The sequence below is a fragment of the Plantactinospora endophytica genome (assembly GCF_016862915.1).
Classification (GTDB): domain Bacteria; phylum Actinomycetota; class Actinomycetes; order Mycobacteriales; family Micromonosporaceae; genus Plantactinospora; species Plantactinospora endophytica.
Genome location: NZ_BONW01000024.1, coordinates 1 through 20,870 on the forward strand (window position 1 = coordinate 1; position 20,870 = coordinate 20,870).

The following is a 20,870-nucleotide window of genomic DNA, read 5'->3' on the forward strand; positions in this document are numbered from 1 at the left end:
GGGAGCCGGCTGCGAGCCGGACGCGCGGGAGCCGACTCCGTGTACTGCCGGAGTCGGCTCCCGCCACCCGCACCCCCGAAGGGTCGTCCGGTGGATCCGCCTGCCTAGCGCAGGCCGTTGGCGACTGCGGTGATGAGTTCACCGTTGCTGGTGTCGCCGGAGAGCTCCCAGAAGAAGGCCCCACCCAGCCCCTGGCTCTTGGCGTACGACATCTTGCCGCCGATGGTGGCCGGGGTGTCGTAGCTCCACCAGTTGCTGCCGCACTTCGCGTACGCCGTGCCGGCGATGGTGCCGGTGGTCGGGCAGGTGTTCTTGAGCACCTTGTAGTCCTCGATGCCCGCCTCGTAGGTGCCCGGTGCCGCCCCGGTGGCCGTACCGCCCGGGGTGGCCTGGGTGACACCGGTCCAGCCCCGGCCGTAGAAGCCGATGCCGAGCAGCAGCTTGTTGGCCGGGATGCCCTTGCTCTTCAGTTTCTGGATCGCCGCGTCGGACCAGAAACCCTGCTGCGGAATCCCGGCGTACGACGTCAGCGGCGAGTGCGGGGCCGTCGGGCCCTGCGCGGCGAAGGCGCCGAAGTAGTCGTACGTCATCGGCATCAGCCAGTTGAGGTTGTTGATCGCCCCGGCGTAGTCGGCCGCGTCGATCTTGCCGCCGTTGCTGCCGTCCGCGGTGATCGCGGCGGTGACCAGGTTCGACGAGCCGAACCGGCTGCGCAGCGCGGAGATCAGGTTCTTGAACGAGTTCGGCCCGCTGGCGTCGCAGGTCAGGCCGCAGGCGTTCGGGTACTCCCAGTCGATGTCGATGCCGTCGAAGACGTCCGCCCAGCGCGGGTCCTCGACCAGGTTGTAGCAGGACTCGGCGAACGCGGTCGGGTTCTGTGCCGCCTGGGTGAAGCCGCCGGACCAGGTCCAACCGCCGAACGACCAGATCACCTTGAGGTTCGGGTACATCCGCTTGAGCTTGCGGAGCTGGTTGAAGCTGCCGCGCAGGGCGCCGGCATCCCAGGTGTCGGCGACACCGTCGACGCTCTCCGCCGCCGAGTACGCCCGGTCGTAGTCGGCGTAGCTGTCGCCGATGGTGCACCGGCCGCCGGTGGTGTTGCCGAAGGCGTACAGGATGTGGGTCAGCTTGGCGGCCGAGCCGCTGGTGTGGATGTTCTTGACGTGGTACGCCCGCTGGTAGACGCCCCACTGGGCGAAGTAGCCGACCACCTTCTGCGCCCCCGGGTTGCTGGGCGGCGGGGTCGTCGGCGGTGGCGTGGTCGGCGGCGGGGTGGTCGGGCGTACCGTCGTCGGGGTCGCGGTGGGGGTCGTCCCGCCGCCGCAGGCGCCACCGTTGACGGTGCAGTTCGCCGGTGCCCGGTAGCCGCCGGTGCCGACGTAGCCCCAGCTCGCCGAGGCACCCGGGGCGAGGGCGCCGGCCCAGCTCTTCTGCACCGCCACGTAGCGGTTGCCGCTGCGGGTGACGTCCGCGTCCCAGAAGCTGCTGATGGTGGTGCCGGCGGGCAGGTCGAATTCGACCCGCCAACTGGCGACCGGTGCGTCGGTGCCGTTGGTGACGGTGACCCGGACCTCGTGCCCGGAGCCCCAGTCGGAGCTGGCGGCGAAGGTCGTGGTCAGGCTACCGGCGCCGATGGCCGCGGTGACCGGGACCACGGCGACGGCCACCGCAGCCGCGACGCCGGCCCACAGCGCCCGCCGGATGGATCTCCTCATGGTGGCGTCTCCCTTTATTGATAGGAAACTTTCCAGATAGTGAGGCGACGCTACTCACCAGTTCACCGCTTCGTCAAGATGTCCATGTTTCGATTGGTGCCGGATCCCGGAGCCGGCCGGCGACGGAGAGTAAGTGCCGGGGAAGTCGATCCCGACGACCTCGTCGACCGGTAGCCTCTGGACCATGACCGAGCGGAAGATGCAGACCCGTCTGGTACGGCGGCCGGAGCACGGCGACGACCGGTGCGGAGGATCCCGGTGACCGTCTTCGACGTCCAGATCGGAGCGCTGACCGGCGGCTTCACCGACCTCGGTCAGTTCCGGGGTAACGCCCTGCTGGTGGTCAACCTCGCCTCGAAGTGCGGGCTGACCCCGCAGTACGCCGGCCTCCAGACGCTGCAAGAGACGTACGCGGACCGTGGGCTGACCGTGCTCGGCGTACCCAGCAACCAGTTCGCCGACCAGGAACCGGGCAGCCCCGAGGAGATCGCCGAGTTCGCCCGGTCCACCTTCGGGGCGACCTTTCCGATGACCGAGAAGATCGACGTCAACGGCCCGGACCGGCACCCGCTCTACGCCGCACTGGTCGACGCGTCGGATACCGACGGACACTCCGGCGACATCCGGTGGAACTTCGAGAAGTTCCTGGTCGGCCCGGAGGGCACCGTGGTCGCCCGGTTCGCGCCCCAGGTCGAGCCGGAGTCACCGGAGATCTCCGCCGCCATCGAACGCGTCCTACCCCGCTAGGCGTACTGCCCAGGCAGGTCGGTCAGGTTGGATCACCCGAATCGCCGCCGCAGCGATTCGATGAACTGGTGCACAGTCGCCGAGTCAGAGGGCACGAGCCGGTTGAAAGTGTTGCTTGCCCGCTCGATGTCCATCCGTATGTTGCTGTGCTCCCATTCGCCTTCGCGGGTGTACACCTGGCTGTCCGTCCCGCTGCCGTCCGAGGCATCCCACTCGGGCCGCCCAGTTCCGACGACTCGAGTCGGATGATCTCGTAGAGCCAGTGCTCGGCCCTGTTGACCCAGAAGCTCCTGGGCGAGCACGATCGCTTCGCTCGCGACCGCCAGCGCGGCCTGGGCGTCGACCGCGGCGAACCGCGACGCGATGTAGCTCGCGGTGCCGGCCCGGTCGAGCGCTGAGCGGCCAGCGCTCGGGGCGACAGTCGTTTCGCCAGGCGTCGCACGCAGATAATATCGACAATGGTCGTTCGGCGTCGTCACGCGTGCCGCGCAGTTCGGCCACGGCGAACAGCACGCACCCGGGGAGCCGCACCCGGCATCGGCCGGCCGGATCTCACTCGTCCGGGGAATTGACCCGGTTCGGCTGGTCGGCGCGCCAACTTCGAGCGGTACGTAACAATTCAGTCACTCCGTGTGGCAGGCTTGCCCGGCCCTCCACCGCTCGGGACCCTGTCCCCGGCGCCCAGTTCCCGCCGAGCGATCCACCCGTGACCGGTCCGGGGTGGACGGACGGTGAGTGCGACTTCCAGGGCCGCCGGGCCGGTACCCTGCCCGCCACATCGCCAGGAGGCGAGATGGATCAGCACCTCGAACACCCTGTCCGGACCGTGCGGCGGCTCGCGGCGGCAGCCGTCGCCCTCGGCCTCGGGCTCGGCCTGTCCACCGTGGTCGCCACGCCGGCCGGCGCCACGTCGCCGATCGGCTACGTACGCCTGGCCCACCTGTCGCCGGACACCCCGGCCGTCGACGTCTACCTCGGTCCGGACAGCCCTTCGGCCGAGCCGCAGGTGTTCAAGGCGGTCGGCTACGGGGTGCTCTCGGCGTACCTGCCGCTGCCGACCGGCCCGTACGCCGTCGCGATGCGCCAGGCCGGGGCGCCGGCCGGTGATCCACCGGTACTCACCACCAGCGTCTCGGTACGGGCCGGGGAGGCGTACACGGTCGCCGGGGTCGGGCGTTACGCCGATCTCGGACTGAAGGTGCTCGACGACGACCTGAGCGCACCGGCCGAGGGCCGGGCCAAGGTACGCGTGGTGCAGGCGTCGGTCCGGGCACCGGTGATCGACGTCGCGGTGGCTGACGGGCCGCGCATCGCCTCCGCCGTGTCGTTCGCCACCACGACGCAGTACCACCAGGTCGAGCCGGGCCGGTCGACGCTGCGGCTCTCGGCGGCCGGGGCGGAGCCGACCACCGCCGACGTCTCGCTGCGGGACGGGACCGTCTACTCGCTGCTGGTCCTCGACGCGAAGCGGGGCGGGTTGACCACGGAACTGCGGGTCGACGCCCGGGGCGGCGCGGTGGTGCCGAACGGCGGCGTGGACACCGGTGCCGGGGGCGGTGTGGACACCGGTGCCGGAGGCGGCGCCGGGCCGGCCGAGCCGGCGTACCCGCTCGGGCTGGCTGGGATCGGCGCGCTCGGCGCCGTCGTGGTCGCGGTGGCCGTCCGCTCCGCCGTGCGCCGCCGCACGGCGTGACGGCGCTCCGCGTCACCTCGCCGGCCGCCCGGGTGACCGGCCGGGCCGGCTCGGTCGCGCTCGCCGTCAACCTGCTGCTCTGTGCGCTGCTCGGCGCGGGCCTCGGGGTCACGCTGACCGGCGACGCGGCCTCGGCACCGTCGCCGGCCACGCTGCCGATCTCACTGCCCGGTCCGGTCCCGCCCCCGGAATCGGTCGCGCTGCTGGGACCGGTCGCGCTGCACGATCCGCTTGCGCTGCTGGGACCGGTCGCGTGGCCGGCGACGGTGCCGGCGCCCGTCACGCCGCCGGACTGCCCGGACGGCTGCTCGGCCGCCCCGGCCGGGGCAAGCGTCCGATCCCCCGCCGGACCGCCGACCCGGGTACGCATTCCACGGATCCGGGTCGACGCGACGCTGACCCGGCTCCGGCTGGACCGGTCCGGCCGGCTCGGCACCCCCACCGACTTCGCCGAGGCCGGCTGGTACGCCGCCGGCACCGCTCCCGGGGACGTCGGACCGGCGGTGATCGCTGGACACCTCGACTCGACCACCGGCCCGGCGGTCTTCGCCCGGCTCGCGGAACTGCGGCCGGGCGACCGGATCGAGGTACGACGCGGGGACCGGTGGCTCCGGTTCCGGGTCACCGGGACCAGCCGGCACGCCAAGGCCGAGTTTCCGACCGCCGCCGTCTACGGTCCCACCCCCGGCCCGGAACTGCGGCTGATCACCTGCGGTGGCACGTTCGACCGACCCACCCGGCACTACCGGGACAACGTGGTCGTCTTCGCCGTCGCCGACCAGCCGGTGCCGATCCCACGCTCGGCCGCCGGCTGACCCAGGGCCACCCGCCGGCCCACCGTGGCGCTACCCCAGGCCGCTCAGAATCGGCCCCAGCGCCCAGCGGCGCGGCACCCTAGCGGCCCGGCACCCCAGCACCTCAGCGCCCCAACGGCCCAACGGCCCAACGGCCCAACGGCCCAGCACCCCAGCGGGCCAGCGCCCCAGCGGCCGACGTCCCGACAGCGCGGCCGACAGCAGCGACTTCCGGCTCCTCCGCAGTCGGCTGCCCGGAATGCAAGCGACCCGGCAGCTCCCGCATCCGGCATCACCGGGGGGTCAGACTCTGCGCCGTCCCGAGAAGCCGCACTCCACCCGGTGGTACCAGCCAAGATCGCTGTCCCCCTCCAGCCAGCACCACAGCACCGGCCGGCCGTCCCGCTCACCGGGGAAGTCCAGCAGCACCGGGGCGAAGCCCTTGACCTGGATGTCGTGCCCGGTCAATTCCTCCAGGATGCCGAAGAGCCGCGCCTCCAGGCCCTTCACCTCGGCCAGCCCGCCGAGCGGACTCACTCCCCGGTCGGTCAGGTCGGCCCGCAGCTCGGCCAGGTCGGCGCGGAGCACGATCAGCTCGTCGATCCGTGGACGCAGCGTCGCGATCAGGTGACGTGCCTGCGCAAGGGTGAACACGCGCACAGTATGGGGCACCCGGGCCGGATCGGGCCGGACGCATCTCCGCCGAGCCCGTCATCCGGGCCGGAAGCGGCTCAGTCGTTCTGCGCCGCGATCTCCCGGGCCCGGTCCCGGGCCGCCTCCAGGGCGGCCAGCAGCGCCGCGCGTACGCCGTGGTTCTCCAACTCACGGATCGCCGAGATGGTGGTACCGGCCGGCGAGGTCACCGCCTCCCGCAGCTTCACCGGGTGCTCGCCGGAGTCGCGCAGCATCACGGCCGAGCCGATGGCGGTCTGCACGATCAACTCGTGTGCCACCTGACGGGGCAGGCCGAGCAGGATGCCGGCGTCGATCATCGCCTCGACCAGCAGATAGAAGTAGGCCGGCCCGGAGCCGGAGAGCGCGGTGACCGCGTCCTGCTGCGACTCCGGTACCCGGATGGTCGCGCCCAGCGGGCGGAACATCTCCTCGGCGAGCGCCAGGTGGGCGGCGGTCGCGTGCACCCCGGCGGAGATCGCCGTCATCGCCTCGTCGACCAGGGCCGGTGTGTTGGTCATCACCCGGATCACCGGGGTGCCGTCGGGCAGCCGCCGCGCGAAGAAGTTCGTGGGCAGGCCCGCGCAGAGCGAGACCACCAGCTTGTCGGCGGGTACCTTAGGACCGATCTCGTCGAGCAGCGCGTCCGCGTCCTGCGGTTTCACCGACACGGCGACGACGTCCGCCTCGGCGACCGCCACCAGGTTGTCCACCACCCGTACGCCGTACCGGGTGGCGATCTCCTCGGCCCGGCTCTGCCGGCGGGTGGTGGCCAGCAGCCGGTCCACCGGCCAGCCCGCCCGGAGCAGCCCGGAGAGCATCAATTCGCCGATCTTGCCGGTGCCGATCACGGCAACGGTGTGCGCTCCCGGCGCCATCGCTCCTCCTCCATCCCCGGCAGCGTCGCGCTGCACCTGGAAACGTAGAGCCATCCGCTGACGGTCGGCCACCCCACCACGACGAACCGGGAGCCGACCCCCGGTCAGCTACCGAAGAAGACCTCGGCCTCGGTGTAGCGCTCCAGCGGCACGGTCTTCAGCTCGCGGGTCGCCTCGGCCAGCGGTACCCGGACGATGTCGGTGCCCTGCATGGCGACCATCTTGCCCCAGTCGCCCTCGTTGACCGCGTCGATCGCCTGCAGGCCGAGCCGGGTGGCGAGCACCCGGTCGAACGCGGTCGGGGTGCCGCCGCGCTGGATGTGCCCGAGTACGACCGTCCGGGCCTCCTTGCCGGTCTTCGCCTCCAACTGCTCGGCGAGCCACTGCCCGATGCCGCCGAGCCGGACGTGCCCGAACGCGTCCAACTCCTGGTTGTGCAGCACCATCTGCCCGTCGAGCGGCTGCGCGCCCTCCGCGACCACCACGATCGGGGCGTACTGCTTCTGGAACCGCTTCTCGACGTACGTCGCGACCTGGTCGACGTCGAACTGCCGCTCCGGCAGCAGGATCACGTTGGCGCCACCGGCGAGACCGGCGTGCAGGGCGATCCAGCCGGCGTGCCGGCCCATCACCTCGACGACCAGCGTGCGGTGGTGGCTCTCGGCGGTGGTGTGCAGCCGGTCGATCGCCTCCATCGCGATGTTCACCGCGGTGTCGAACCCGAACGTGTAGTCGGTCGCGCCCAGGTCGTTGTCGATCGTCTTCGGTACCCCGACCACCTGGACGCCGAGTTCGTGCAGCTTGGTGGCGACGCCGAGGGTGTCCTCGCCGCCGATCGCCACCAGCGCGTCCACGCCCTGCGCGGCCAGGTTGTTCTTGATCTGCTCGACCCCGCCCTCGATCTTGAACGGGTTGGTCCGGGAGGAGCCGAGGATGGTGCCACCGCGCGGCAGGATGCCCCGCACCTCCGGGATGCCGAGCGGCTTGGTCAGGCCCTCCAGCGGACCGCGCCAGCCGTCCCGGAACCCGACAAACTCGTGGTCGTAGGTGGCGACGCCCTTGCGCACCACCGCTCGGATCACCGCGTTCAGACCCGGGCAGTCACCACCACCGGTGAGCACGCCGATACGCATGATCTGCTTCTCCTCCAGGAGCTTCGAGTGAGCCCGTTCAGCCCCAGGGTGCAAGTCAGGTCAGACCATCGGCGTCGTTGCCGGCCCGGGGCGGGCCGTCATTGCGCACTGTAGTCGCCCGGCCAAGGCCCGGCCACCGCGCCCCGGGCCGCGTCGCGGGGCCGAACCGGTGAACCCTCCGACGTGCGTCGGCGCACCCGCGCGGGTCGGCGCGGCGGGCCGGCGAGGCACTCCACGCTCCGCCAGGCACCAGCCACCAGCCGCCGGCCGGTCGAGCCTGCGGGGGAACTTCATGATCACCAGCCCGGGTCAGCCAGGGATGATCATGAGTGACGATCGGACACCGCCGGGCGGTCGTGCATCGCCCGCCAGCGGGCCAGGTTGTGCCGGGCGTCGACCAGCGCGTCGTGCCGGTCGGCGGCGGCGTCCGGCAGCGGCGGGCTGCCCCGCTCCTCCCAGCGCTGACGCAACTCCTTGGTGAACCGGGGAATCTCCCTCGGCAGCGCCGGCATGGCTCCCCAGAGCTGGGCCAGCGCCACGTGGTCGTACGCCGCGTACCAGGCCCAGAGTTCCAGCTTCTCCCCGGCCCGGCCCCGGATCGGCTCCATCAGGAACTCGTAGAGATCGTCCCGGATCCGTTCCCGGGAGCGCCACGCCCGGTCGCCCGGGGACGGCAGCTTGTCCAGCACGTGCCGGCGTACCCACGGCACCGCTCGGGAGTCGTCGAACTCGGTGGAGATCGCGTAGAACTCCCGACCGTACTCGTCGACGACACCGATTGACACGAGGTCGACGAGCCGGCCGTCCTCGATGAACTCGCAGTCGTAGAAATAGCGGTAGACCATCGCCGCCATCCTTGCCCATCCGTCCCGCCCTACGGGAATCGGGGGTGGAATTTCCGCCATTCCGCTCCGGCGTACCCGGTCGGGCCAGGGCGCGTGGGAGGTCGGCGTGGTGATCCGGTTGTGTCGGCGGACCACCACGCCCTTCCCCTGCCGGGCCGCCCGACGCCCCCACGTCCGGCGTACCCCGAGTCCGCCGCGGCCGGCCAGGGACTTGCTCGCCCGCCGGCCGGTCGCGGCTCCCCGCGCCCCCACGCATCCGCCACGCCCCCGTACGGTCCCCACCCAGTGGCGGATCTGACGTCAGAATGCCCCCTGGTCAGCGGCAGAACTGTCACAGAAGTGATTTCGGGGGTGTACAGCAAGCGACACGACCGTCATGATCTGATGTGTACCGCTACCGGACCCTACCGGTATCAGTTTCATCTTGCTTCTTCGGTCGGTTGCGGGTCGACCGAGAGCAGAACTGTGGTTATTTACCGGGGAGGGGTTGAGCCGTGGAGGTTCGCCTGCCTGAGCCGGGCGACGCCCTCACCGGCGTCGAGATGTTCGCCGGCCTTGAGCCAGAGGTGCGCCAACGGGTGATCGCCGCGGCGGTGCCACGCACCTATCGCAAGGGTCAACTGCTCTTCGTCGAGAACGATCCCGGCGAGTCCCTGATCGTCCTGCGCCGGGGGGCGGTCGCGGTGTTCCGCACCGCGCCGACCGGCGAGCGGGCGGTGCTCAACGTCATCCGCCCGCCGGACGTGCTCGGCGAGGTGTCCCTGCTGGACGCCTCCACCCGGTCGGCGTCCGCCGAGGCCATCGAGGACTGCACGGCGCTGGCGCTGTCCCGTGGCGCGTTCATGGAGCTGGTGCACTCCAACCCGCGCATACTCGACGCGGTGATGCGGTCGCTGGGTGGGCTGATCCGCCGACTGACCGAGCAGAACGCCGACCACGTCTTCCTCGACCTGCCGGGCCGGGTCGCCAAGACGCTGGTCAGGCTGGCCGGCGAGAGCCAGGCTCCGATGATCACCATCGAACTCAACCAGAGCCAGCTCGCCGAGATGGCCGGTGGTTCGCGGCAGAGCGTCAACCAGGCCATCGGGTCGTTCGCCAGCCGGGGCTGGCTGCGTACCGAGGGGCGGCGGATCGTGGTGACCGACGTCGCGGCGCTGCGCCGGCGGGCGGGCATGGCGGAGCGCTGACCCGTCCGGCACGACGCCGACAGCTCCGCAACGTGTCCCGCCCGGCAGATCCGTGGCCGGTCCCGCGACGCTGTCCCGGCCCTCACGATGGGCGGGCTTCGTCGATTCCCCGTGTCCTCCGCCGACAGTCACACTGTCGACAGTGTCCTGTCGACGGGACCCGCGATCCGGGCCGAACCGCGACCGGGCGTCCGGTCCGCGCCGACGACGAAGGGCGTTCCGGAGCCGGTGACCGGTCCCCGGCACGACGAAGGGCGTTCCGGAACCGTGACCGGTCTCCGGAACGCCCGCGCGGGCCCGGCCCGAGGCCCCGTCAGGTCGCGCCGGGCCAGTTGGTCGTGTCCCGGCTACCGCCGCCGGTCGCCCCCGGCCAGTCGGGATTCTCCCCGCCGACGACCCCGGCGGCCTGGAGCTTCGCCAGGGTGGCGGCGTCCACGTCGATCATGTCCCCCGAGGAGTGGCCGACGCCGTCGCCGTCGGTCCATTCCTTTTCCAGTCGGACGTACACCATTGCCCATCTCCCTGATAACTCGTCGATCGGTAGGCGCCAATGACTGTATCTTGGATCACTATGGGTGGGACTGTCCGCTAGCTAACAGCCCGGTTCCCGACACCGGGCCGGACGCTGATACTCGGCGGTGGCGAATCCCCGACCGCGCGACTGCCGGCGACCCGTCGGAGCCACCGGTCGGCCGCCACGCCGGCCGGCGCCGCCCGGTGGACAGCACGTCCCTTCGACGCTGTAGACAGCACGTCCCTTCGACGTTGTAGGAGGACGGCATCTCCGCTACCTGCACCAGATGCGGCCGAATCACCGCCGTCGGCGACCGCTACTGCGGCGGTTGCGGCACCGAGCTGGCCACCGCCTGTCCGCACTGCGACCAGCCGCTGGCCGCCGATGCCGCGTTCTGCACCGCCTGCGGCAAGCCCCGGCCCGCGCAACCGGGCCGGCCGGCCGCGGTGTCCCAGGAGGACCGGCGGCGGGTCAGCGTACTCTTCGTGGACCTCATCGACTTCACCCCGTACGTCGAGCGGGCCGACCCGGAACTGGTCCGGGGCATGCAGACCGCCTTCTTCTCGGCGGCCCGCCGGGTCATCGGTCAGTACGGCGGAGTGGTGGAGAAGTACATCGGGGACGCCGTGATGGCGTTGTTCGGCGCTCCGGTGGCGACCGAGACCGATCCGTTGCGGTGTGTGCGGGCGGGTCTGGAGTTGCAGCGGGTGCTGACCCGGTTCACCCCGACCGGCGCCGACCACCTGCGGTTCCGGGTCGGGGTGGCCACCGGGGAGGCGCTGGTCGACGTGGCCGCCGCCCGGGACGGCGGACAGGCCATCGTGGCCGGTGACGTGGTGAACACCGCGTCCCGGATGCAGTCGGTGGCACCGCCCGGCGGGGTGCTGGTCTGCGGCACCACGTATTCGTTGACCCGGGACGCGATCCGCTACGCCGAACAGGCGCCGGTGACCCTGCGCGGCCGCTCGTCGCCGACCGAGGTGTGGCTGGCGGTGGCACCGGTGGACCGGCAGCCGCCGGACCGGGAGTCGGACACCACCCCGCTGATCGACCGGGAACACGAGCTGGGGCTGCTGGTCAACGCGTTGCACCGGTCGATCCGGGACCGGCTGCCGCAGATGGTGACGGTGCTCGGGCACGCCGGCATCGGCAAGAGCCGGCTGGTCCGGGAGCTGTTCCGGCACACCGAGCGGCTGACCGACGAGCCGTTGACCTGGCGGGTCGGCCGCTGCCCGCCGTTCGGCGAGAACGTCACGTTCGCCGCGCTCGCCGACATCGTCAAGGCCGAGGCCGGCATCCTGGACACCGATCCGGCACCGACCGCGACCCGACGGCTGGAGGCGGCGCTGGTCGAGCTGGTCGGGCCGGGGGCGGCGGACCGGCTGATGGACGCGCTGCGCCCGGTGGTGGGGCTGCCGGGGCCGACGCTGCCGGCCGAGGAGTCCGAGTCGGCGTGGCGGCGGTTCCTGGTCGCGCTCGCCGCCCGCCAGCCGACCGTACTCGTCTTCGAGGACCTGCACTGGGCCGATCCGAAGATGCTGAACTTCGTCGAGCTGCTCGGGGCGTACGCGCAGAACGTGCCGCTGCTGCTGCTCTGCACCGCCCGCCCCGAACTGGTCAACCGGGAGCCCAGTTGGGCGGGGACGATCACCGGCTCGATGAGTGTCACCCTGCCGCCGTTGCGGGACACCGGCATCGCCTCGCTCTACGGCCACATCTTCGGCCAGGCGGCCTTCTCCACCGACATGCTCAGCCCGCTGGTCGAGGTGGCCGACGGCAACCCGCTCTACGCCCACGAGTACGTCCGGATGCTCATCGAGCAGGGCGCGCTGCGCCAGTCCGGCCGGGGCTGGTCGCTGGAGAAGCAGCACGACCTGGCGATGCCGGACAGCGTGCACTCGGTGATCGCCAACCGGGTGGACCTGCTCGACAGCCAGGATCGGATGGTGCTGCTGGCCGCCTCGGTGGTGGGGATGCAGTTCTGGCCGGGGGCGGTCGCCGCCGCGCTCGGCCAGCCGGTCGAGTCGGTCGAGCGGGCGCTGCGCCGGCTGGAGCAGCGGGACTTCGTGCACGAGCAGGCCACCTCGGCGATGGCCGGGCAGCCGGAGTTCCGGTTCCGGCACGTGCTGGTCCGGGACGTCTGCTACCAGCGGCTGCCCCGGACCGAGCGGGTCGCCCGGCACGACCGGACCGCGGACTGGCTGGACGGGATGGCCCGGGACCGGGACACCGACCTGGCCGAGGTACTCGCGCACCACCGCTGGGCGGCGCACGAGATCGCGCACACCCTCGGGGTGGACACCGAGCGGTACGCTCCGCCGGCCCGGGAGGCGCTGCACCGGGCGGCCCGCCGGGCGTACGCGCTGCACGCGCTGGACGCGGCGGCCAACCACGCCGGCCGGGCGCTCGGGCTGGCCGACGACAGCGACCCGGTCGGCCGGCTGCAACTGGAGCTGCTGCTCACCGAGGTCTCCTACTTCCGCGACGGCACCGCCTTCCTGGCCGGCGGCGGCACCGACCAGTTGCACGCCCTGGCCGACCGGCTCTTCGCCTACGACGAGTACGGCGGCGCGGCGCGGGCCTGGACCCTGCTCGGCAAGGCCGCCTGGCTACGGGCCGACCGGGCCGAGGCACTGTCCTGTCTGGACCGCGCCGTCGAGCTGTTCGACGCGCTGCCGGACACCGCGCAGAAGGCGGACGCCTACGCCGAGCTGGGCCGGCTGCACATGCTCAACTACGAACGCGACCCGGCGGTGGCTGCGGCCGGCGCGGCGGCCGACATCGCCGAGCGGCTCGGCCTGGTGGAGACCCAGACCGACGCCCGGATAACCGTGGCGACCGCCCGCTACCAGGCCGGCGACCGGGCCGGGCTGGACGAGTTGCACACCATCCTGCGGTTCTGCCGGGAGTCGCAACTCGTCGCGGAGCCCCGGGTGGTGCGCAACCTCGCGCACGCGATGCGGGAGGAGGGCGACTGGGTCGGCGCGGACGAGCTGGTCGCGTCCTGCGCGGCGTTGGCCCAGGCCGAGGCGCTGTCGACCGGCGGTTCGGCGGAGGCGGCCCGGGCCTACTGGGAGGGTGACGTGGGCCGGCTGCTGAGCGTGGCCGACGGTTTCGTGGACACCCCGGCCGGGCGGTGGGACATGCAGGTCCGGGGGATGCGGGCGTACCTGCGGGTGCTGCGCGACGAGCCGGTGCCGGGCGAGTCGCCGACCGGCCGCCCCGGGGTCGCCGGCCCGGACGACGTGACGGACGCGCTGGAGACCGCCCGGCGCAGCGGCTTCCACCGGCTGCACTGGAACACCCTCGCCCTGGGCGCGTTCTGCCGGGCGCTCCAGGGGCGTACGGCGGAGGCGGCGGAGTTGCTCGACGAACTCGCCGAGTCGTGGTCGACGGTGCCGGCACTGGCCAGCGGGGAGTGGATTCCGGCCGCCTCGTACGCCGCCGCGCTGACCGACCGGGACGCGGCGGTACGGGTCCGGGCCATGCTGGACGCGGTCACCCACTCCACGCTCTGGGTCGAGGCGGCGCTGCGTACCGTGACCGGGGCGCTGGCCGGCGCGGACGGTGACCATGCCCGGGCCGGGCAGCTCCACCTCGCGTCGGCGGAGACCTACGCCCGGATTCCGGACGTCACCGACCGGATGTTCGCACTGGCGCTCGCCGCCGACGAACTGGTGCTGGCCGGCGACGACTCGGCCGCCGAGGTGGCGCTGGCCGAGGTACGCGCCTTCGCGCTGCGCAACCGGACCCCGGGCCTGCTCCGGCTCGGCCAGGGCCCACCGGCGGCCGGCGCCACCACCCCGATGCTCGCCTCCTGACCCGCCCGTCGACCCCGCGTCCGGTCCCGCCGGAGGGCAGGACCGGACGGGTTGCCCGGGATCAGGCGGCGAGCGAGTCGGTGGGCGACCCGGCAACCGGCTTGCCGGCCGCCGCCTTCACCTGCTGGTTCTTGATCTTCTGGGCGTAGATGTCGACGTACTCCCGGCCGGAGAGTTCCATCAGCTCGTACATGATCTCGTCGGTGATGGCCCGCTCGACGAACCGGTCTCCGGACATGCCGGCGTACCGGGAGAAGTCCAGTGGCCGGCCAAACCGGATCTTGACCCGCTTGATCTTCGGCAGCAGTTTGCCGGGCGGCTGGATCTCGTCGGCGTTCAACATCACCACCGGGATGACCGGGGCGCCGCTGTCCAGCGCCAGCCGGGCCACCCCGGTCTTGCCGCGGTAGAGCCGACCGTCCGGCGAGCGGGTCCCCTCCGGGTAGATCCCGGCGAGGTTGCCGGCCCGCAGCACCTTGAGCTGGGTGTCCAGGGCGGCCTGCGCGGCCCGCCCGCCGGTGCGGTCCACCGGGATGGTGCCGGTCCCCACGAAGAACATCTTCACCAGCCAGCCCTTCAGCCCCTTGCCGGTGAAGTATTCGGCCTTCGCGACGAACGTCACTTTTCGCTTGACCATCAGCGGCATGAAGATCGAATCGGAGAACGACAGGTGGTTGCTGGCGATGATCGCCGGACCCGAGTCCGGTACGTTCTCCCTCCCCTCGACCTGCGGCCGGAAGATCATCCTCAGCCAGGGCCCGAGGATGAGGTACTTCATCAGCCCGTACAGCACCAGTGTCCTTCCCGAGAGTCCCGCGCGTCCCCACGTCGGCCGGCGAGGGCGCGGCGACACGGGTACGCGTCGCGCCGCCGTCGATGGCCGCGGGCGGGAACTGTCGGCAAGAAGCCTACGAAGCGGGTACGCCGCGCCACAACGCACTCCCGGAACCAGTGCCCGCCGTGTCACGATTCATTGCACGGCGCACGCGGCGCGGCCGGCGGTCGGCAAACACGGCCGCGCGCGTCACGGCCGGTAGGGAGGGTGTCGGGGTGTCAGCGGGTGGCGCCCGCCGGGGACGGCGGGACAACGGGCTCGAGGCGACGGAGTACGCCGTCGCCGGCGACGTGGACCCGCGGCTCGGCGAGCACCTGCTCGACGTGCTGGCCGCGGGCGGCATCGCCGCCTACCTGCAACCGTCGGCCGACCTCAATCCGGTGACCCGGACCACCACCGTGCCGCCCCGCCCGGTGGACCGGCTCTACGTCGACCGGAGCTTCCTGGCCACCGCCCGGGACTACCTGACCCAGCTCGCCGACGAGGACCCTCCGGGGCAGCCCCCGGCGCCCCGCCCCGATCCGGACCCGGACGTGGAGGCGGAGTGGGCCCGGATCGTCGCCGGCTACCACACCGAGGTCGCGGCGGACTCCCGCTCCTGGCCGGCCGCCGAGGACGTCGTGGTCGGCGAGTCGACCGACCGGCCGGGCGGGGCCACCACCACCCTGCCGGCGCCGGAGACTCCCAAGCCGGCCGATCCGGGCGTACGCCGGCTGCCGTCCGCGACCGACTTCTCCGGCATCTCGGTCGGTGGTCGGGCCGACGACCCGTCGCTGCTCGACGGCCTGGACACGTTCGGCGCGGACCTGCCCGACGACGCGGAGGAACGCTACGTCCCGCCGCCGCCCCCGCCGCTGCCCCGCCCCTCGAAATACGCTGTCGTCGGCGTGCTGGCCATCGTCGCCGGTTTCGCGCTCTTCCTCTTCCCGGACCTGATCCCCATCGACCGGGGCCTGGTCACCATGCTCGGCTTCGCCGGCATCCTCACCGGTTTCGTGACGCTGATTTGGCGGCTGCGGCCCGGCAACGAGGAGGACGACGACCCCGACGACGGCGCGGTGGTCTGAGGGTACGGGCCGACTGTCCGGTCCACCCAACGTCCAGATCGCGAGATTCATCACCGGGTGCAGGCAACACGTAACACTCGCGTAATTTCGCGTCAGTAGGAATACTGCTGTACGTCACCTTCCCCTCACGACTACCCGATCGCTCCTATTCGCGGTGGTCGCCTCGCCCGGAACGAGGTGCCCGATTGCGACAGAGTTCCCTCGTGGTGGTGGCCAACCGGCTGCCCGTCGACGACAGTGTGGCGCCGGACGGCGCCTGTGAATGGCGCCGCAGCCCCGGTGGGCTGGTCAGCGCACTGCACCCCCTGCTCCAACACACCCCGGCGACCTGGGTGGGCTGGGCCGGCGGCACCGGTCCGGCACCCATGCTCGCCGACATCGACGGCGTACGCATGCACACCGTGCCGCTGGCCGGCGACGACGTACGGGACCACTACGAAGGTTTCGCCAACGCGACGCTCTGGCCGCTCTACCACGACGCGGTGGAGCAGCCGGTCTACCACCGTCGCTGGTGGGAGGCGTACCAACGGATCAACCAGCGGTTCGCGGACGCCGCCGCCGAGGCCGCCGAGCCGGGCGCCGTGGTCTGGGTGCAGGACTACCACCTGCAACTCGTACCCGGCCTGCTCCGGTCGATCCGGCCCGACCTGCGGATCGGGTTCTTCATGCACGTGCCGTTCCCGCCGCCGGAGCTGTTCATGCAGCTTCCCCGCCGCGCCGAACTGCTGCTCGGGATGCTCGGCGCCGACCTGGTCGGCTTCCAGCGCCCGCAGGCGGCGCACAACTTCGCCCAGCTCGCCACGAAGGTGCTCGGGCTGGCCGCCACCGACCGGCGGATCGCCGTCGACGACCGGGTGGTCCGGATCGGGGCGTTCCCGGTCTCCATCGACATGACCGAGATGGAGGCGCTGGCCGAGCGCCCGGACGTGGTCACCCGGGCCGCCCGGATCCGCCGGGACCTCGGCGACCCGCAGCACGTACTGCTCAGCGTCGACCGGATGGACTACACCAAGGGCATCGAGCAGCGCCTGAAGGCGTACAGCGAGTTGCTGGCCACCGGGCACGTCAAGGTACGGGACACGGTGATGGTGCAGGTCGCGGTGCCGAGCCGGGAACGTGTCGAGCAGTACCAGATCCTCCGGGAGCGGGTGGAGCGCGAGGTCGGCCGGATCAACGGCGAGTTCGGGCGGGTCGGCGAGCCGGCGATCCACTACCTGACCCAGCCGTTCGACCGGTCGGAACTCGCCGCGCTCTACCGGGCCGCCGACATCATGGCGGTGACCCCGCTGCGGGACGGGATGAACCTGGTCGCCAAGGAATACGTGGCGGCCCGGGTCGACAACGGCGGTGCGCTGCTGCTCAGCGAGTTCGCCGGAGCGGCGGCGGAGTTCCCGGAGGCGTTCCTGGTCAACCCGCACGACCTGGAGGGGCTGAAACTGACCCTGATGCACGCGCTCCAGGCCATCCCGGCCGACCTGACGGCCAGGATGCGGGCGATGCGCGAGCAGTTGCGGGTACACGACATCCGGGCCTGGGCCCGGTCCTACCTGACCGCCCTCGACCAGAGCGGAGACCTCGCCAACCGCCTCACCATCACCTGACCATCCCTCGTGGTCAGGGAGCGTTCGGCCTGCCATGGCGAGCCGGACGCTCCCTGATCACGTAATAGCCGGGTCAGGTGGAGAGGTCCTTGTCGAGCCAGTCGAGGATCGCGTCGATCGGTTCGCGCCAGCGGGCGTCCAGCATCAGGTCGTGGCCCATGCCGGGGAAGAGCAGCGGGGCGACGCCGTACCGGCCGGCCGCCCGGGTCAGCGCCGACGGCGGCACCACCCGGTCGTCCGGACTGCCGACCACCAGCATCGGCGGGTTGCCCACCGCCGGCTCGGCCGCCCGGTGCCGGAGCAACTGCCACTGCGCCCGGGCCGAGGCCCGACCGAGCCGCGCGGTGTACTCCCGGGCCGCCGTGTCCGGCAGTTCCCGGCTGAACAACTGGCGGTGACTCAGCCGCAGCGGACCGCCGAAGACCGCCGGCAGCGTACCGACGGGGTTGCGGGCCAGCGCACCGCCGAGCGTGCCCCAGCCGCCGAAGACCGGCGCGACCAGCACCCCGGCCCGGGCCGGATAGCGGGCCAGCGCGTGTGCCACCACGAGCGCGCCGGCGCCGTGCCCGACCAGCACCGCCTGCCGGTTCAGGCTGGTGGCCACCTGGACCACGTCGTGCGCGTACGCCCGCAGCGTCGCCTTCGGCGCCGGGCCGCTGCCGCCGTGCCCGCGCAGGCTGACCGCGTGCGCCGGAAAGGCCCGGGACGCGGCGTGTTCCAGCCAGTGCTCGGCGAACGCCCACGCCCCGTGCCCGAAGCCCGGTACGAACAGCAGCGGCGGCTTGCCCTCCGGCGCCTCCGGCGTGGCGGCGCGTACCTCCCGGAACACCGCCGGCACCGGACGGGTCCACTCCCGTACCCGCACCACCCGGGTCTTCACGCCGCCACCTCCAGCTCGTCCAGGGTGCGCTGCAACACCCGCAGATAGTCGATGTGCCCGATCTCGAACCAGTGCCGGGTGCTCTCCTTCATCTTCGCCGAGTGCCACCGGTTACCGGCCTCGGCGTCCACCCGGGCGGCGAACGCGCGGGCCCGCTCCGGTGCCGACTCGCGGAGCCGGAGCCAGCGGGCGATCAGCACCGACTGCCAGTGCACCAGCGGGAAGAGGCCGGAGTCCGGCTGGAGCAGGCCGGCCACCGCCAGCGTCGGATGCCGCCGGGGGAAGGCGTTCAGGTAGAGCGCCGGCCGACCCGAGGCGTCGGTGCCGAGCAGCTCCGGCGCCAGGAACTCGAAGCGCGGCAGGTAGCCGGTGGCGAAGACCACCAGGTCCGGCTCGATCTCCTGCCCGTCCACCAGGGTCACGCTGTTGCGGCGGAACCGGCCGATGTCGGGCACGGGAGTGATCGAGCCGTGTCCGAGCTGGTAGACGAGGTGACTGTTGACGATCGGGTGGGTCTCGAAGACCCGGTGGTCGGGCTTGGGCAGACCGAACCGGGTCAGGTCGCCGACGGTCAGCTTCAGCACCCGGTGGAAGAGCCACTGCCGCAACCGCAGCGGCAGCCGGTACGGCGCGAGCGAGTCGTTGACCTGGTCGGCGGGGCGGCCGAAGGCGTACTTCGGGGCGTACCAGTAGCCTCGGCGGGTCGAGTGCCACGTCTTGGCCGCCTGCTGGCCGGACTCGACCGCGATGTCACAGCCGGTGTTGCCGGCCCCGACCACCAGCACCTTCTTGCCACGCACCTGGGTCGCGTCCTTGTACGCCGACGCGTGGATCACCCGGCCCCGGAACTCGTCCAACCCCTCGTACGTCGGCATCTTCGGTGCCCAGTTGTGCCCGTTGGCCACCACCACGCCCGAGTAGCGGGAGGTGCGCTCGGCGCCGTACCCGCCGGTGCTGCGGGTGGTGACGTCCCACCGGTCCCCGTCGGCCGGCTCGACCCGGACCACCTCGGTGCCGAACCAGATGTGCGGTCGCAGGTCGAAGTGGTCGGCGTAGTGCTCCAGATAGGACAGGAGCTGGCCGTGGTGCGGATAGTCCGGCCAGTTGTCCGGCATCGGGAAGTCGGGGTATTCCGACAGCGGTCGGGACGAGACGAGGTGGGTGCTGGCGTAGACCGGGCTGCGGTCGTGCCGCCAGTTCCAGGCCCCGCCGACCCCGGTCTCCCGTTCGTAACAGTCGACGCCGAAGCCGTACTCCTTCAGGTTTTTTATCGCGGTGAGGCCGCTGGCCCCGGCGCCGATCACGCAGACGGTGCCGGCCCGGTCGTATACCGGGCGTCCGTCCCGCCAGAGGGTCGCGCCGGGGTCGTTGCTCTCCTGGTCACTGAAGGTGGACACCGAGAAATCTCCTTTTGTCCGGCACGAGTGCCGACGTGCGGGGGAATCCTCTCGGCTGTCGTCGCCTCTTGTCCAGCCCAACGCGCAGTCGGATGCGGTAATCGGGACGGGTCGACATCGAGCAGGCTCGTCGGACGTTCGCGGCCGGGATCGATTCGCCGCCCGGCACGCACGCAATCCGTTCGCAGCCCGGCACGCAGGCGGTAAGTTTCGCCGCCACGCACGCAGGCGATCGGTTCACCGCCCGGCACGCAGGCGGTCGCACGCACGAAGGCGGTCAGCCGGCGGCCGGCAGTAGCAGGTCGGCGCGGATCGGGAAGTGGTCGCTGGCCCGCCGGGTCTGCTCGGTGTCCACCACGTCGTAGCCGAGCACGCTGATCCGGGGGTCGACGAAGAGCGCGTCGATCCGGTCGCGCGGCTGCCGGCACGGGTAGGTGAACCGGGACTCGCCGCCGCCCACCACCGCCGCGTCGGTCAGGCCGTCGGCGACGGTACGCCAGGCACCGCCGCCCGAGTTCTCGTTCAGGTCCGCCCCGACCACCACCGGCAGCCGCGTCGCGGCCAACTCCTGCTTGAGGAGGTACGCCTGACCGGGCCGCTCGGCCGGGTCGGTGGACAGGTGCGAGCCGGCCAGGGTGAACCGGGACGCCCCGATCCCGCACTCGGCGAAGACCGCACCGCGCATGTGCCGGCCCGGCGTCAACGGGAACTGCCGGCACCAGGTCTGGTAGACCCGGACCCGCAGACTGGTCAGCAGCAGGTTGCCCAGCGCCGGCAGGCCGCCGCCCGCGACCACCAGGCCGAGCCGGTCGGCCAGCACGGCACACTTGTGCCGCCATCGGAACCGGCGCGGCGCCTCCTGCACGATCACCACGTCCGGCCGCATCGCCCGGACCGCCTCGGCGAGCGCGGCGGTGTCGTCCCGCTGCCCGTGCACGTTGTACGAGAGCACCCGAAGGCGCACCGCCGACTCCTCCGCACCGGAGGACTGCTGCGATGCCTCCGCACCGGAGGACTGCTGCTGTGCCACGCCGTACCCCTTGCCTGTCCGTTCCTCCGCGTGTCCCCCGTGGTGGTCCGGTCACCGGCGC

The 20,870-nt window shown here is 72.1% G+C and carries 18 protein-coding genes; 7 read left to right on the top strand and 11 right to left on the bottom strand.

What is annotated here, in order from left to right:
• Window positions 1–104: 104 nt before the first annotated feature.
• Window positions 105–1,715: a glycosyl hydrolase family 18 protein gene (locus Pen02_RS25070; protein ID WP_203868545.1), complete on the bottom strand. Its 1,611-nt coding sequence runs from the start codon at window positions 1,713–1,715 to the stop codon at window positions 105–107.
• 258 nt (window positions 1,716–1,973) lie between these two features.
• Here Pen02_RS25070 and Pen02_RS25075 point away from each other — a divergent pair, with 258 nt between their 5' ends.
• A complete protein-coding gene (locus tag Pen02_RS25075; protein WP_203868546.1) occupies window positions 1,974–2,462 on the top strand; it encodes a glutathione peroxidase in 489 nt (162 codons plus the stop codon).
• Between the two features lie 32 nt (window positions 2,463–2,494).
• On the opposite strand, the gene Pen02_RS25080 is transcribed toward Pen02_RS25075, so the two are convergent.
• Window positions 2,495–2,941 carry a hypothetical protein gene (locus Pen02_RS25080; RefSeq protein WP_203868547.1) on the bottom strand — a complete coding sequence of 149 codons (447 nt, stop codon included), beginning with the start codon at window positions 2,939–2,941 and terminating at the stop codon, window positions 2,495–2,497.
• A 314-nt stretch (window positions 2,942–3,255) separates the two neighbouring features.
• Here Pen02_RS25080 and Pen02_RS25085 point away from each other — a divergent pair, with 314 nt between their 5' ends.
• Together Pen02_RS25085 and Pen02_RS25090 are read left to right on the top strand one after the other, a co-directional pair.
• The gene (locus tag Pen02_RS25085) at window positions 3,256–4,155 is read left to right on the top strand and encodes a DUF4397 domain-containing protein (protein ID WP_203868548.1); all 900 of its coding nucleotides are present in this window, start codon (window positions 3,256–3,258) and stop codon (window positions 4,153–4,155) included.
• Window positions 4,152–4,970 (top strand): class F sortase, encoded by an 819-nt coding sequence (locus Pen02_RS25090; RefSeq protein WP_239141256.1) that lies wholly within the window; start codon window positions 4,152–4,154, stop codon window positions 4,968–4,970. Before Pen02_RS25085 ends, Pen02_RS25090 begins: the two co-directional genes overlap by 4 nt.
• Before the next feature lie 282 nt (window positions 4,971–5,252).
• On the opposite strand, the gene Pen02_RS25095 is transcribed toward Pen02_RS25090, so the two are convergent.
• The 4 genes from Pen02_RS25095 to Pen02_RS25110 all read right to left on the bottom strand — a co-directional run bounded on the left by Pen02_RS25095 (window position 5,253) and on the right by Pen02_RS25110 (window position 8,477).
• On the bottom strand, window positions 5,253–5,603 hold the full coding sequence (locus tag Pen02_RS25095) for a DUF2203 domain-containing protein (RefSeq protein WP_203868549.1): 351 nt from the start codon (window positions 5,601–5,603) through the stop codon (window positions 5,253–5,255).
• A 77-nt stretch (window positions 5,604–5,680) separates the two neighbouring features.
• Window positions 5,681–6,499: a pyrroline-5-carboxylate reductase gene (gene proC / locus Pen02_RS25100; RefSeq protein ID WP_203868550.1), complete on the bottom strand. Its 819-nt coding sequence runs from the start codon at window positions 6,497–6,499 to the stop codon at window positions 5,681–5,683.
• 104 nt (window positions 6,500–6,603) lie between these two features.
• On the bottom strand, window positions 6,604–7,632 hold the full coding sequence (locus Pen02_RS25105) for a 6-phosphofructokinase (RefSeq protein WP_203868551.1): 1,029 nt from the start codon (window positions 7,630–7,632) through the stop codon (window positions 6,604–6,606).
• A gap of 323 nt (window positions 7,633–7,955) precedes the next feature.
• Complete coding sequence (locus Pen02_RS25110) at window positions 7,956–8,477, bottom strand: polyadenylate-specific 3'-exoribonuclease AS (protein WP_203868552.1); 522 nt, start codon at window positions 8,475–8,477, stop codon at window positions 7,956–7,958.
• A gap of 494 nt (window positions 8,478–8,971) precedes the next feature.
• Between Pen02_RS25110 and Pen02_RS25115 the strand changes: the two genes are divergently transcribed.
• On the top strand, window positions 8,972–9,664 hold the full coding sequence (locus tag Pen02_RS25115; protein WP_203868553.1) for a Crp/Fnr family transcriptional regulator: 693 nt from the start codon (window positions 8,972–8,974) through the stop codon (window positions 9,662–9,664).
• Between the two features lie 313 nt (window positions 9,665–9,977).
• On the opposite strand, the gene Pen02_RS25120 is transcribed toward Pen02_RS25115, so the two are convergent.
• The gene (locus tag Pen02_RS25120) at window positions 9,978–10,175 is read right to left on the bottom strand and encodes a hypothetical protein (RefSeq protein WP_203868554.1); all 198 of its coding nucleotides are present in this window, start codon (window positions 10,173–10,175) and stop codon (window positions 9,978–9,980) included.
• Window positions 10,176–10,474: 299 nt separating this feature from the next.
• Here Pen02_RS25120 and Pen02_RS25125 point away from each other — a divergent pair, with 299 nt between their 5' ends.
• Window positions 10,475–13,999, top strand: coding sequence for an adenylate/guanylate cyclase domain-containing protein (locus Pen02_RS25125; protein ID WP_239141271.1), 3,525 nt, complete (start codon window positions 10,475–10,477; stop codon window positions 13,997–13,999).
• A gap of 61 nt (window positions 14,000–14,060) precedes the next feature.
• Here Pen02_RS25125 and Pen02_RS25130 read toward each other — a convergent pair whose 3' ends face one another.
• Window positions 14,061–14,792, bottom strand: coding sequence for a lysophospholipid acyltransferase family protein (locus Pen02_RS25130; RefSeq protein WP_203868555.1), 732 nt, complete (start codon window positions 14,790–14,792; stop codon window positions 14,061–14,063).
• 257 nt (window positions 14,793–15,049) lie between these two features.
• Here Pen02_RS25130 and Pen02_RS25135 point away from each other — a divergent pair, with 257 nt between their 5' ends.
• Both Pen02_RS25135 and Pen02_RS25140 read left to right on the top strand, forming a co-directional pair.
• On the top strand, window positions 15,050–15,901 hold the full coding sequence (locus Pen02_RS25135; RefSeq protein ID WP_203868556.1) for a DUF308 domain-containing protein: 852 nt from the start codon (window positions 15,050–15,052) through the stop codon (window positions 15,899–15,901).
• A 185-nt stretch (window positions 15,902–16,086) separates the two neighbouring features.
• Window positions 16,087–17,502 carry an alpha,alpha-trehalose-phosphate synthase (UDP-forming) gene (locus Pen02_RS25140; RefSeq protein WP_203868557.1) on the top strand — a complete coding sequence of 472 codons (1,416 nt, stop codon included), beginning with the start codon at window positions 16,087–16,089 and terminating at the stop codon, window positions 17,500–17,502.
• A gap of 73 nt (window positions 17,503–17,575) precedes the next feature.
• On the opposite strand, the gene Pen02_RS25145 is transcribed toward Pen02_RS25140, so the two are convergent.
• From Pen02_RS25145 to Pen02_RS25155, 3 genes are all read right to left on the bottom strand, one after another.
• Window positions 17,576–18,382, bottom strand: a complete 807-nt coding sequence (locus tag Pen02_RS25145) for an alpha/beta hydrolase (protein WP_239141258.1) — start codon at window positions 18,380–18,382, stop codon at window positions 17,576–17,578.
• A complete protein-coding gene (locus tag Pen02_RS25150) occupies window positions 18,379–19,779 on the bottom strand; it encodes a flavin-containing monooxygenase (protein WP_203868558.1) in 1,401 nt (466 codons plus the stop codon). The genes Pen02_RS25145 and Pen02_RS25150 overlap by 4 nt, the downstream gene beginning before the upstream one ends.
• A 277-nt stretch (window positions 19,780–20,056) precedes the next feature.
• Window positions 20,057–20,743, bottom strand: coding sequence for an endonuclease/exonuclease/phosphatase family protein (locus Pen02_RS25155; RefSeq protein ID WP_203868599.1), 687 nt, complete (start codon window positions 20,741–20,743; stop codon window positions 20,057–20,059).
• Between the last annotated feature and the right edge of the window lie 127 nt (window positions 20,744–20,870).